The organism is Aquabacter sp. (genome assembly GCF_965279295.1).
In the GTDB taxonomy this organism is placed as follows: domain Bacteria; phylum Pseudomonadota; class Alphaproteobacteria; order Rhizobiales; family Xanthobacteraceae; genus Aquabacter.
In genome coordinates this window covers 52,967-65,043 of record NZ_CBDIHQ010000015.1, presented here as the reverse complement: position 1 = coordinate 65,043, position 12,077 = coordinate 52,967, and the positions used below count along the sequence as shown (strand labels likewise).

Here is a 12,077-nt window from a genome sequence, read left to right as displayed (position 1 = left end):
AGGCTAACGTCCGCGCGCTTTCCCTTACCGAGGCCGTTGAATTCACCATGATCGCTTTTGCGCGCCTGGCCATCCCGGAGGTCATTTTCGTGACCCCGGCGCGGCTGGATGATGCCCGTGGATATTTCAGCGAGACCTACGTCAAGTCGCGCTATGAGCAGAACGGGATCGTCGGAGATTTCGTGCAGGACAACGAATCCTTGTCCGAGCCCATCGGAACCCTGCGCGGCCTGCATTTTCAAGCCCCGCCGTTCGCCCAGGCAAAGCTGGTGCGCGTGGCCCAGGGCGTGATCTACGATGTCGCCGTGGATATCCGTAAAGGCTCTCCCACCTTCGGCAAATGGGTAGGCGCGACGCTGACGGCGGAAGGACGTGAGCAATTGTTCGTGCCGCGCGGCTTCGCCCACGGTTTCTGCACCCTCGTGCCGAACACCAAGGTGCTCTACAAGGTGGACAATCCTTATTCGCGGGAAAGCGAAGGGGGCCTTGCCTGGGACGATCCCGACCTTGCCATCGATTGGCCGGTCGCGGAGGCCATCCTCTCGGACAAGGACCGGCTGCTCCCGAAGCTTCGCGGCTATGACAGCCCGTTTGACTACGCTTGACGGCCGGACGGCATTATCATGGCACAACGCATTCTCGTCACCGGCGGAGCGGGCTTTATCGGCTCGGCCGTGGTGCGCCACCTGATCGCCTCGGGCCTTGAGGTGCTCACCTTCGACAAGCTTACCTATGCCGGCAACCTCGCCTCGCTCGCTCCGGTGGCGGAAAACCCGCGCCACCGCTTCGTGCGCGGCGATATTTGCGATGCGGAGGCGGTTCGCGCTGCGCTCGATGGTTTTCAGCCCGACCTTGTGATGCATCTGGCTGCTGAATCCCACGTCGACCGCTCCATCGACGGCCCGTCGGCGTTCATTGAAACCAATGTAGTCGGCACCTACACCATGCTCCAGGAAGTGCTGCGCTACTGGCGCGGACTCAAGGGCGACGCTGCCGACGCTTTCCGCTTCCACCACATCTCCACCGACGAGGTGTTCGGCAGCCTGGGGGCGGAAGGCCTGTTCCGCGAGGACACCCCCTACCAGCCCAACTCCCCCTATTCCGCCTCCAAGGCGGCGTCAGACCATCTGGTGCGGGCGTGGTTCCACACCTACGGCCTGCCCGCCGTGATGTCGAACTGCTCGAACAATTACGGGCCGTACCATTTTCCGGAAAAGCTGATCCCGCTGGTGATCCTGAACGCGCTAGAAGGCGCACCCCTCCCGGTCTACGGGACCGGCGAGAACGTGCGCGACTGGCTGTTCGTGCAAGACCACGCCGAAGCCCTGTATCTCATCGCCACGCAGGGCCGGCTCGGAGAGAGCTACAATGTCGGCGGCGCCAGCGAGCAGCGGAACGTCGACGTGGTACGCACCATCTGCGCGATCCTGGATGACATTCGCCCCGATGCGCGCATCGGCAAGCGGGCGGATTTGATCCGCTTTGTCACCGATCGTCCGGGGCACGATGCGCGATACGCAATCGACTTTTCCAAGCTCAACCGCGAGCTTGGCTGGAGCCCGCGCGAGAGCTTTGAAAGCGGCCTTCGCAAGACGATCGAGTGGTACCTCGCCAATCCGGCGTGGTGGGAGCCGCTGCGGGCGAACTATGCCGGCCAGCGACTGGGACTTGCCTCGTGATGCGGGTGCTTCTGTTCGGCGCCCATGGTCAGGTTGGGCGGGAAACCACGGCGCTTGCCGCTGAACGCGGCATCGACCTTGTCGCGCTCGATCGTGCCGGCGCCGATATCGCGGATCCGGTTGCGCTTTCGCGGGCATTCGAGGCGGCACGGCCGGATGTCGTCATTAACGCCGCCGCGTACACCGCTGTCGACAAGGCCGAGACCGAGCCGGACGTCGCGGCGCGGGTCAATGCTTTGGCCCCGGGGCTGATCGCCGAGCGCTGCAAGCGTGAGGACATTCCGCTCATCCACATCTCGACCGACTATGTGTTCGATGGCACCAAGGTGGGCGCTTATGTGGAAAGCGACCCGATTGCGCCCCTCGGCGTCTACGGGCGCACCAAAGCGGCGGGCGAAGCTGCCGTGCGGGCAGCGACGGAGCGGCACATTATTTTGCGCACGTCCTGGGTCTATGGCGTCTATGGCGCCAATTTCCTGAAAACCATGCTGCGGCTTGCCGGCGAGCGTGACCGCCTCACCATCGTCGCAGACCAGCGCGGATGCCCCACAGCCACTCGCGACATCGCGGAAGCGCTTCTGACCGCCGCAGCTGGGGCTTCGGCTAGCAGCGCGCGGTTCGGCACGTTCCATTTCGCTGGCACCGGCGTCACGACCTGGCACGGGTTCGCCTCGGAAATCATCCGTCTGGCGGCGCGGCATACCGGGCGAATGCCCGAGGTGGCTACCATCACCACGGCGGACTATCCGACACCTGCCCGGCGCCCAGCCAATTCCGAACTCAATTCAAGCCTGTTCGAGCGCAGCTTCCGCTGCCGCGCACAGCCCTGGCAGGCCCGTGCCGCCCAGGTGGTGGATAGCCTGCTTGCTCCCGACCTCAAGGAGGCCACATGAAGGGCATCATCCTCGCCGGCGGGTCCGGCACGCGGCTTTATCCGATGACCCAGGTTGTCTCGAAGCAGCTCCTGCCGGTCTACGATAAGCCGATGATCTATTATCCGCTGTCAACGCTGATGATGGCGGGAATACGGGACATCCTGATCATCACCACACCCCACGACAGCGACCTGTTCCGCAAGCTTCTGGGCGATGGCAGCCAGTTTGGCATTTCCCTGTCCTACGCCGTGCAGGAAAGCCCGCGCGGTCTTGCGGACGCCTTCATCGTCGGCCGGGATTTCGTGGGGTCGGACCGGGTCGCCTTGGTGCTGGGCGACAATCTGTTCTTCGGGCATGGATTGTCGGAACTCCTGGCCGATGCGGTCTCCCGCGAACAGGGCGCGACGGTGTTCGCCTACGCGGTGCAGGACCCCGAGCGTTACGGCGTTGCCGAGGTCGACCGCAGCGGCCGGGTGCTCTCGATCGAGGAGAAGCCCGCCAAGCCACGCTCCAACCTCGCCGTGACCGGGCTTTATTTCTACGACAACCGCGTCCTCGACATCGCCGCCAATGTGAAGCCCTCCGCGCGCGGCGAGATCGAGATCACCGACGTGAACCGCGCCTATCTGGAGATGGGCGAGTTGCATGTCGCCCGCATGGGGCGTGGTTTCGCCTGGCTCGACACCGGCACGCCGGATTCCTTGCTTGAGGCAGCCGTGTTCGTGCAGATTCTCGAGCAGAGGCAGGGGCTGAAAATCTGCTCCCCCGAGGAAATCGCGTTCCGCGAGGGGTTCATCGACACGGCGCAATTGATCGAGGCCGCGAAGGTCCAGGGCAAGTCGACCTATGGGCGCTATCTCGTTCGGATCGCCGACGGGGAGTTCTAAGCACACTGCGAGCCATGCGTGGGGACACGGCGCCGCATGCGCCGCCGCATGGTGGCGCGCCCGGCACGCTTGGATTATAGAGTGAAATTGAAAATCCCACAGAACAGGCTCGGTGATTAGGCGAAAAGCCGTCCCGGTCGTTCCGCCGTTAGATGGCCGCGCCATGAGCAATTTGAACGAAGAGACCGTAACCAGCGTCCGGCATTGGACTGACGACCTCTTTACCTTCACCACCACCCGCGACACCGGCTTTCGTTTCCTCAACGGCCAGTTCGTGATGATCGGACTGATGGTGAACGGCAAGCCGCTTCTGCGCGCCTATTCCCTCGCGAGCGCCAATTATGAGGAAGACCTCCAGTTCTTCTCCATCAAGGTGCAGAACGGCCCCCTCACCTCACGTCTTCAGCACCTGAAGGTCGGCGACAAGCTCCTGGTCGGGCGCAAGGCGACCGGGACGTTGGTGCAGGACAGCCTGCTTCCGGGCAAGACCCTCTATCTTCTCTCGACCGGCACCGGCCTCGCGCCCTTCCTCTCGGTGGTGAAGGACCCGGAGGCTTATGAGCGTTACGAGAAGATCGTTCTGATCCACGGGTGCCGGACAGTCGCCGAACTCGCCTATGACGACTATCTGACGCGCGATCTGCCGGAGAATGAGTTCATCGGCGAGCAGGTGCGGGAAAAGCTGATCTATTACCCGACCGTCACCCGCGAGCCGTTCCGCAACGAGGGTCGCATCACCACTTTGATCGAGACTGGCAAGCTGTTCGAGGATATCGGCCTGCCGCCATTCGATCCCGCGAATGATCGGCTCATGCTGTGCGGAAGCCCGCAGATGCTCAAGGATGTGGTCGACCTTCTTGAAGCGCGCGGCTTTGACGAGGGAAGCCAGTCCACGCCTGGTCATTATGTGATCGAGAAAGCATTCGTCGAACGCTGAGTAAGCGAAGTTATTACAAGCTTAGAGCGATTTAAAAGAGGCGCCTTACAATCATTCCATTGAAAGGCGCCATGTGTTGTGGCGGCTTCGCGCGCTTGTTATGTGGCATGACACGCCGTTATTGCATGGCAAAATAGGCCATGCATGAGCCTCCCTGCGAGGAACCATGCCGCATCTCTGTTATCGAACCTTTGTTGCCGCCACGCTTTTTGCTTTTGGATCGCTATCTGCGGTCAGCGCCCACGACCTCGTGCTGAAACCACTGGCTGGCTCTGGTTCCGGCGTCCCTCTCCAGGTGATGCTGACAGAGGTGTTCGCCCTCGGCGACGTGGTTCTTCCCATCGAGAACGTGAAACTGCGCACCATCTCGGGAGGTCAAACCACCGATATCGCGCTCACCGCCGATCCCGCCGCCAAGGCCTTGACCGGCACGGCGGCAGGGACGGGCTCCATGCTTGCCATCGCGAAGATGTCTCGCGTGCGTCCGGCGCGCGAGGAAGCCGGCAAGCCGCCCGAACCGGCGACCCTGTCGGAAAGCACCTCGAAGGCGCTTCTAAACCTCGGCCCCGGCGACGCGAACTTTGGTGCCGCTTCTGGTGATCGGTTGGAAATCGTGCCTCTCGCGAACCCCGCCGATGCTAAGGTGGGCAGCGAGCTTCCGGTGAAAATCCTGTTCGATGGCAAGCCTCTGTCTGCGCGGATCCTCGCGACCTACGACGGCTTTTCCACGCGGGATGCCACCTACGCCTATGCCAGCGGAAGCGAGAAGGATGGCATCGCCTACGTGAAGATCACCGCTCCAGGCCTTTGGCTGGTGAAGGTCTCCCACACAGCGACCGAGGCCGCGCCGACGCACGGCCGCTACGTCGCGAACGCCAATCTCGTCTTTGAAGTGAAGTGAACGGCGCCGGCTTCAGCGCCGCTGCCTCGGGGCATATTTGATGATCAAAGCCATCTGGTTTCAGCTTCACTGGCTGCTGGGCATTACCGCTGGCACGGTGCTCGCCGTGGTCGGCTTCACTGGCGGGATGCTGTCGTTCGAGGATGAAATTCTCAACGCCATGAACCCCGGGGTGCGCACGGTGATCGCCCAGCCGGTCGGCAAGCTCGCGCCAAGTGCACTGCTGGATAAAATCCGCACCAACACGCCCGGCCGGACCATCACGGCGCTAACCGTCTCCGCCGATCCCGAGACCCCCGCCCGCGTCACCCTTGCCGCCGTGCCCGGAGGCAGCGGCGGCGGACGAGGAGAAACACGTTATGTGAACCCCTACGACGGCGCTTTGCTCGGCGATGTCCAGGGCCAGGCTTTCTTCCGCACCACCATGCAGATCCACCGCTGGCTGGCGGCGGACGATATCGGCAAGCAGATCGTCGGCGGCTCCACCGTGGCGCTGGTGGTGCTCTCGCTCACCGGCCTTTACCTGCGCTGGCCGCGACGCTGGAGGGACTGGCGCAATTGGTTCGTGATCGACTTCGCCCATCGCGGCCGCAGTCTGTTATGGGAATTGCACTCGGTCATCGGCGCCTGGGTGCTGCCGTTCTATCTGCTGGCATCCCTCACCGGCCTGTGGTGGTCCTATGATTGGTACCGCAACGCCCTGTTCGACATCACCGGCACACCCCGCCCGCAGCAGCAGATGCGGCCCGGCGGCCCGCCGCCGCCACAGGGGCAGGCGCAGGGTGCACCTGGGCAAGCTGCACCGGCACAAGGCGCGCCTGCGCAGGGCGCTCAAGGCGGCCAGCGACAGCAGGGCGGCGCGAGCGGAGGCGGCGGGCAGAACCGCCCGGCGTTGGATATAGGCAAGCTCTGGCCGGTGTTCCTGAAGGAGAGTGGGGGCTTCTCGACAGCCACACTGCGCCTGCCGCAGGGCAATGCCCAGACCCTCACCATCAGCTATCAGCCCGTCGTGCCGATCCACGAGCGGGCCAACAACACCATGGTTCTGGACCCCGCCGGCACCGTGCGGGAGAATCGCAAATACGAGGATCAGGCCTGGGGCCAGAAGCTGATCAGCAGCATCTTCGTGCTGCATTCCGGCAGCTTCTTCGGCATGCCCGGTTTGATCCTGATGATGGTGGCGAGCCTGTTGATGCCGCTGTTCGCCGTCACCGGCTGGCTGCTGTATCTTGATCGCCGCAGCAAGAAGAAGGCGGTGCGCAAGGCCGCCGGTGCCGTGCAGTCGATGACCGGCAGCGAAGCCCCGGTACTGGTGGCCTTCGCGAGCCAGACCGGCACCGCTGAACGCCTCGCCTGGCAAAGCGCGGGAATGTTGCAGGCGGCAGGTCTCTCGGTGAAGGTTGCCCCCCTCGCGACACTCGGCGCTGAAGCGTTTGCCTCGTCCTCACGCGCGCTGTTCGTCGTGTCCACCTTCGGCGAAGGAGAACCGCCAGACCAAGCGCGTGCCTTCGCCCGGCGCATGATGGGGCAAGGTCGCTCGCTGGGGCATCTCGACTACGGGCTGCTGGCGCTGGGCGACCGCACCTACCCGCAATTCTGCGGCTTCGGCCAGAGCCTGGATGCCTGGCTGCGCACCCATGGCGCCACGCCGTTGTTCGACCGTATCGAGGCGGACAAGGACGATCCCGGCGCACTGCGCCACTGGCAGGCCCAACTCAGCACCCTCGCCGGCGCGACCACGTTGCCGGACTGGACCCCACCTGCATATGAGAAATGGCGCCTCGTTGAGCGCCGCTGCCTCAACCCAGGCAGTGCCGGCCTGCCCACCTTCCATGTGGCGCTGGAACCCGCCGACGGCGTGGCCCACACCTGGGAGGCGGGCGACATCGCCGAGGTCGGCCCCCGACATGCCTCCGACGTGGTAGCGGCGTATCTCTCAAAGCTCGGCCTGTCCCCGCACGCACAGGTGACGGTGGCGGGCAAGGCGGAAACCATCAGCACCGCACTGGCCGGTTCCATCCTTCCCGAAGCCACCGCGCTCGCTGTAACTGATGCGCAGATTCTGGCCGATAGCCTGAAGCCCCTGCCCCATCGCGAATATTCCATCGCCTCCATCCCCGCCGACGGCCGGCTGGAGCTGTTGCTGCGCCAGGCCCGTGCTCCTGACGGTAGCCTTGGCCTCGGCTCCGGCTGGCTGACTGCCCATGCGATGGAAGGGGAGGACATCGCACTGCGCATCCGCTCCAACCCCGCATTCCACAGCCCGCCGATGGATCGACCGATGATCTTGATCGGCAACGGCACGGGGCTTGCCGGCCTGCGGTCGCATCTGAAAGCGCGCGTGCGGGGCGGCAGCGATCGCAACTGGCTGATCTTCGGCGAGCGCAATCTTGCCCACGACTACTATTTCCGCGACGAGATCACCGCATGGCAAAGCGCGGGCGCCCTTCCCCGCGTGGACTTGGCCTTCTCACGCGACCAAAACGAGCGCGTCTATGTCCAGGATCGTCTGAAGGCGGCTGGGGCGGACATCCTGTCCTGGCTGAAGGATGGAGCGGCCATCTACGTCTGCGGCAGTCTGGAGGGGATGGCACCGGCGGTGGAGCATGCGCTCGCTGACCTCATCGGCGCGCAGGCACTGGAGACCTTGGCCGAAGAACGCCGCTATTGCCGCGACGTCTATTGAGGGCCGCTTTTCGCGAAAGGCGCGACAGTGGTCAGTCGAGAACCGCCGCCTTCATCATGCACACCATGAAGGCATGCGCCGGCTCGGTGCCTGTGTTGCGGATGGTGTGCGGCCGGTCGCACCGATAGCGCAACGTCTCGCCCGCCTTCACCGTCTCGATGGCACCCGCGACATCCACCTGAAGCGCGCCGGAAAGCACGCTCAGGCATTCGATGGCGCCGCGCTGGTGGCCATCAGATTCCAGTTCACCGCCGGGAGCGGCGTGGAAGTCGTAATATTGCAACCACTCAACGGTCTTGATCCAGCCGATGATCGTGAGCCGGCAGAGGCCATCCTCCGACAGCAGCATGGGCGTATCGGCCCGCGTGAGCTTTTCGACAAAGGGCGCCTCCTCAGACGAGGCCAGCACCCGCTCGACCGACATATCCAGCGCCTGTGACAGGCGCCAGACGGTGGCGAGGGTGGGATTGGTTTCGTTACGCTCGATCTGGCTGATGATCGACTTGGCGACGCCGGATTGCTCCGACAGATCCGAAAGTGAAAGATTATAGGCTTTGCGCAGACGCTGGATGGTTTTGCCGAGTTGCCCGGTTATGACCTGCGCGCCCGTCTCCAGATTGCGTTCCCCGGTCCGCTCACGCGCCATGTTCATTCCTTACTTCCGAACAACCGTTCGCCGAAACGGACGATAGCGGGTCTTCCTCCCCCCGTCATGCCTCGGAGCGACACGCTCACGCTTTGTGGGAAATTCGCCGGGGCTCAGCGCCACAGTTCATAGAAATGATGCACCGGTCCATGCCCCTGGCCGACGTCAAGATGATCGGCTGCGGAGATCGCACCGCTGATATAGCGTTTGGCATTGGCGACCGCTGCTTCGAGGCCCTCCCCCTTGGCGAGGCCCGCGGTGATGGCGGAAGAAAGCGTGCAGCCGGTGCCATGGGTGTTGCGCGTGGCATGACGGACAGCGGGGAAACGCAGGATGCCCTCCGGCGTCACCAGCAGGTCCACACTTTCCGGGCCAGTCCCATGCCCGCCCTTGACCAGAACGGCACGGGCGCCAAGCGCCAGCAATTGCTCGCCCTGGGCCGCCATGGCGGCCTCGTCCTCGGCGATGGCCGTTCCCAGGAGGGCGGCTGCCTCTGGCAGATTGGGCGTGATGAGGTCCGCGCGCGGCAGCAGAAGCTCTTTCAGCGTCGCGATAGCCGCGTCCTCCAAAAGGCGCGCGCCGGAGGCTGCAACCATTACCGGGTCCAGCACCACGGGCCGGGCAGACCAGCGCGCCAGCCCTTCCGCGACCGCCTGGATGGCGGACGGACGCGAGAGCATGCCGATCTTCACCGCCTTGACCTTCAGGTCCTCGAACACGGCGTCGATCTGCGCCGTGATGAAGTCCGGCGGCGCATCATGGATGGCCGTGACCCCGAGGGTATTTTGTGCGGTAAGCGCGGTGATGATACTCGCACCATAGACGCCAAGGGCGGAGAAGGTCTTCAGATCCGCCTGGATGCCCGCACCGCCGCTGGAATCCGAGCCCGCGATGGTCACAGCGATGGGGATGATGGCGGCGTCAGGCAAGATCGACCTCCGGCAGGGCGTGGCGACGAGAGTTACGAGCGGCATAGGGCCACGCGCCGCTTGATATAGCAGACCTTGTTTATCCGATGCTGCGGAGAAGACGCTGGAAATAGCTGACACTGGCGGGCTTGCCAGCGGGGGCGCTTTTGTCCACCTTGCGCCGGCCCGCAACCGGGAAGCTTTGGAGACGCCGGTGATCCCCTTCTTCGTCCAGATCAAGTGCCTTCTTGGCCGATCCTACGAGGTGGCGAATGCCCTGGCGGATTCGGAGATCGCCTCCGAAATCTATTCCACCGCCGGCGACTTCGACCTGCTCGTGAAATTCTACGTCCCCGAAGGCACCGACATCGGCCATTTCGTAAATGAAAAGGTGCAGGTGGTGCCGGGCATCTTCGACACCCGCACCATCATTACCTTCAAGGCCTTCTGACCGCGCTCAGACCAGACCGAACACGCCGCACACGGCGCCCACTGCCAAGAAATAAAGCGGGTTGGCGCGCGTCGCCAGCATGCCCACGGCCGCGAGGGCGGTGAGCAGATACGCCGTCCAATGATTGTCCGTGACCTGCATGAGAATATAGGCGCTCGCCGTGACGATCCCCACCGCGAGGGCCGCGAGGCCGCGCTGGATGGCGATGCGCGGGCGCGCATGCTGGAAGCGCGAGGAGATCGTCGAGACGTAACAGGCGGCGGCGCCCATGGGCACGCACATCAGCAGGGTGCCGGCAACGGCACCCGGCAGGCCCGCCACATACCAGCCGATGAGGGTGACAAGGATGACGTTGGGGCCCGGCGTCACCTGGGCGATGGCGAACAGATCAGCGAACGTACTATCGCTCATCCAAAGGCTGTCGACCGACATGCGGTGCAGTTCGGGGATGACCGCGTTCGCGCCGCCGATGGCAAGGAACGACAGGTAGAAGACATGCAGCATGAAATCGACGAGCGGATCGCGCGGGCTCATGTCGACCACCGCCACGCCGCCGCGATGGAAAAGGGCGCGAGAAACAAGATCACCGCGATCAGCGGAAAGCCCAGCGGGCCCGCACCCAGAAAGGCCAGAAGCGCAAAAAACAGGATATGGGGGCTACGCCGCTCGGCGACCGCCATCTTCACGCCCAGCGCGACGAACAGGCCGATCGCGGCGGCCGAAATCCCCCGCAGCATGCCCGAGACCACCGGCAATTGCCCGTATCGCAGGTAGATGGTGGTGAGGGTGACGCCGATGATGCAGGGCGCCAGCACGAGCCCGGTGAACGCTGCCGCCGAACCGAAAAAGCCACGAAACCGCCAGCCGATACAAAACGAAATATTGACGATGTTCGGGCCGGGCATGAGTTGGCAGATCGACAGCAGATCGTTGAACTCGCGCGGGTCGAGCCATTGTCTCTGCTCCACCAGTTCGCGCCGTGCGAAGGGAAGCGCGCCGCCGAAGCCGGAGAGGGCGATCCGCAGAAAGGCGAAGAAAAGCTCGGGAACCGTCGGCGGCGTCAACGCCTTCGAGGCGGAGGCGGAGGTCGGTTCGCCGAGGCTCATGGCAGGGTCCGTGATCGGGCGCGGCGTCCCGCCCTCTGTTCACGCAGCGCGACGCCGACACCGGCGGCCACCACCAGCGCGGCACCGCAGAACACCAGATAATGCGGCCATTCCCGGAAGAACATCGCGCCGAACAGCACCGCCCAGAGCAGGGTGGCGTAGTTGAACGGCGCCACCACCGACGCCGGCGCGACGCGGTTGGCGGTGGTGAGGAAGATTTGGCCGATCCCGCCCGTAAGCCCCATGCCGAGCAGGATAAGGGATTCCTTCAACGACGGCATGGTCCACCACGGCGCGGTCATAAGGCCGGTGAGGGATGCGACCGAGCTGAAGTAGAAGACGATTGACCCGGTGGTCTCAGTCAGCGTCAGGCGCCGCACCTGGGTGAGCGCGAAGGCGGACAGGACGGCAGCGCCCAAGGCCAATCCGACGCCGATATAGGCGTCCTTGGCCACCAGCCCGTGTTCCGACAGCAAGGGTGAGAGCATGGTGACGATGCCGACAAGCCCGACGCCCACCGCCGCCCAGCGATATTTCGGCACGTTCTCCCGCAGAAGCACGGCGGCGAGAATCACGGTTATGAGCGGCGTGACATAGGTAAAGGCAATGGATTCGGCGAGCGGGATATAGGCCAGCGCCGCAAAGCCGAGCCACATGGACGCGACCCCGACCAGCCCACGAAGCACATGACCCGGCACATTGCGGGTTGCAACCACGCTGCGCAGTTCGCCGCGCCAAGCCAACCAGATGAGCAAGGGGACGAGCCCGATGAAGCTGCGAGCAAACACCGTCTGCCCGCTCGGCACATCGTCGGCGACCGCGCGGACGCACGCCTGCATCGCAGCAAAGCAGAGGGTCGCACAGAGCTGAAAGAGGATTCCGGCGGGAATGTTCATTCGCTTCTTTCCGGCATCCGGGAACGCGCCGGTCGCTGCCGTATAGCGCAGCCGGGTTGATTTGAGGCATGCATCGTCAACATGCCGCGCGGGCGAGCCTCCCCC

At 64.2% G+C, this 12,077-nt stretch carries 13 protein-coding genes; 8 read left to right on the top strand and 5 right to left on the bottom strand.

Annotated features, from left to right (window positions below; all coding sequences use genetic code 11):
• The first annotated feature begins 47 nt into the window (after positions 1-47).
• From rfbC to ADADO0_RS10750, 7 genes are all read left to right on the top strand, one after another.
• Complete coding sequence (gene rfbC, locus ADADO0_RS10780; protein WP_511305141.1) at positions 48-605, top strand: dTDP-4-dehydrorhamnose 3,5-epimerase; 558 nt, start codon at positions 48-50, stop codon at positions 603-605.
• Between the two features lie 18 nt (positions 606-623).
• Positions 624-1,679, top strand: a complete 1,056-nt coding sequence (gene rfbB, locus ADADO0_RS10775; protein WP_511305140.1) for a dTDP-glucose 4,6-dehydratase — start codon at positions 624-626, stop codon at positions 1,677-1,679.
• A complete protein-coding gene (gene rfbD, locus ADADO0_RS10770) occupies positions 1,679-2,572 on the top strand; it encodes a dTDP-4-dehydrorhamnose reductase (protein WP_511305470.1) in 894 nt (297 codons plus the stop codon). The genes rfbB and rfbD overlap by 1 nt, the downstream gene beginning before the upstream one ends.
• A complete protein-coding gene (gene rfbA, locus ADADO0_RS10765) occupies positions 2,569-3,441 on the top strand; it encodes a glucose-1-phosphate thymidylyltransferase RfbA (RefSeq protein WP_511305139.1) in 873 nt (290 codons plus the stop codon). The genes rfbD and rfbA overlap by 4 nt, the downstream gene beginning before the upstream one ends.
• Before the next feature lie 163 nt (positions 3,442-3,604).
• Entirely contained in the window at positions 3,605-4,378 is a 774-nt protein-coding gene (locus tag ADADO0_RS10760) for a ferredoxin--NADP reductase (RefSeq protein WP_511305138.1), read from the top strand.
• 166 nt (positions 4,379-4,544) lie between these two features.
• Positions 4,545-5,279 carry a DUF4198 domain-containing protein gene (locus ADADO0_RS10755; RefSeq protein ID WP_511305137.1) on the top strand — a complete coding sequence of 245 codons (735 nt, stop codon included), beginning with the start codon at positions 4,545-4,547 and terminating at the stop codon, positions 5,277-5,279.
• A gap of 40 nt (positions 5,280-5,319) precedes the next feature.
• Entirely contained in the window at positions 5,320-7,965 is a 2,646-nt protein-coding gene (locus ADADO0_RS10750; protein ID WP_511305136.1) for a PepSY domain-containing protein, read from the top strand.
• 31 nt (positions 7,966-7,996) lie between these two features.
• Here ADADO0_RS10750 and ADADO0_RS10745 read toward each other — a convergent pair whose 3' ends face one another.
• Positions 7,997-8,617: a helix-turn-helix domain-containing protein gene (locus ADADO0_RS10745; protein ID WP_511305135.1), complete on the bottom strand. Its 621-nt coding sequence runs from the start codon at positions 8,615-8,617 to the stop codon at positions 7,997-7,999.
• 107 nt (positions 8,618-8,724) lie between these two features.
• The gene (gene thiD, locus ADADO0_RS10740; protein ID WP_511305134.1) at positions 8,725-9,540 is read right to left on the bottom strand and encodes a bifunctional hydroxymethylpyrimidine kinase/phosphomethylpyrimidine kinase; all 816 of its coding nucleotides are present in this window, start codon (positions 9,538-9,540) and stop codon (positions 8,725-8,727) included.
• A 193-nt stretch (positions 9,541-9,733) separates the two neighbouring features.
• Between thiD and ADADO0_RS10735 the strand changes: the two genes are divergently transcribed.
• Entirely contained in the window at positions 9,734-9,970 is a 237-nt protein-coding gene (locus ADADO0_RS10735; protein WP_511305133.1) for an Lrp/AsnC ligand binding domain-containing protein, read from the top strand.
• A gap of 6 nt (positions 9,971-9,976) precedes the next feature.
• Here ADADO0_RS10735 and ADADO0_RS10730 read toward each other — a convergent pair whose 3' ends face one another.
• Genes ADADO0_RS10730 through ADADO0_RS10720 form a run of 3 tightly spaced genes read right to left on the bottom strand, consistent with a single transcriptional unit; the run spans position 9,977 to position 11,972 of the window.
• Positions 9,977-10,504 carry a chromate transporter gene (locus tag ADADO0_RS10730; protein ID WP_511305132.1) on the bottom strand — a complete coding sequence of 176 codons (528 nt, stop codon included), beginning with the start codon at positions 10,502-10,504 and terminating at the stop codon, positions 9,977-9,979.
• Positions 10,501-11,076: a chromate transporter gene (locus ADADO0_RS10725; RefSeq protein ID WP_511305131.1), complete on the bottom strand. Its 576-nt coding sequence runs from the start codon at positions 11,074-11,076 to the stop codon at positions 10,501-10,503. Before ADADO0_RS10725 ends, ADADO0_RS10730 begins: the two co-directional genes overlap by 4 nt.
• Entirely contained in the window at positions 11,073-11,972 is a 900-nt protein-coding gene (locus ADADO0_RS10720) for a DMT family transporter (protein ID WP_511305130.1), read from the bottom strand. Before ADADO0_RS10720 ends, ADADO0_RS10725 begins: the two co-directional genes overlap by 4 nt.
• Between the last annotated feature and the right edge of the window lie 105 nt (positions 11,973-12,077).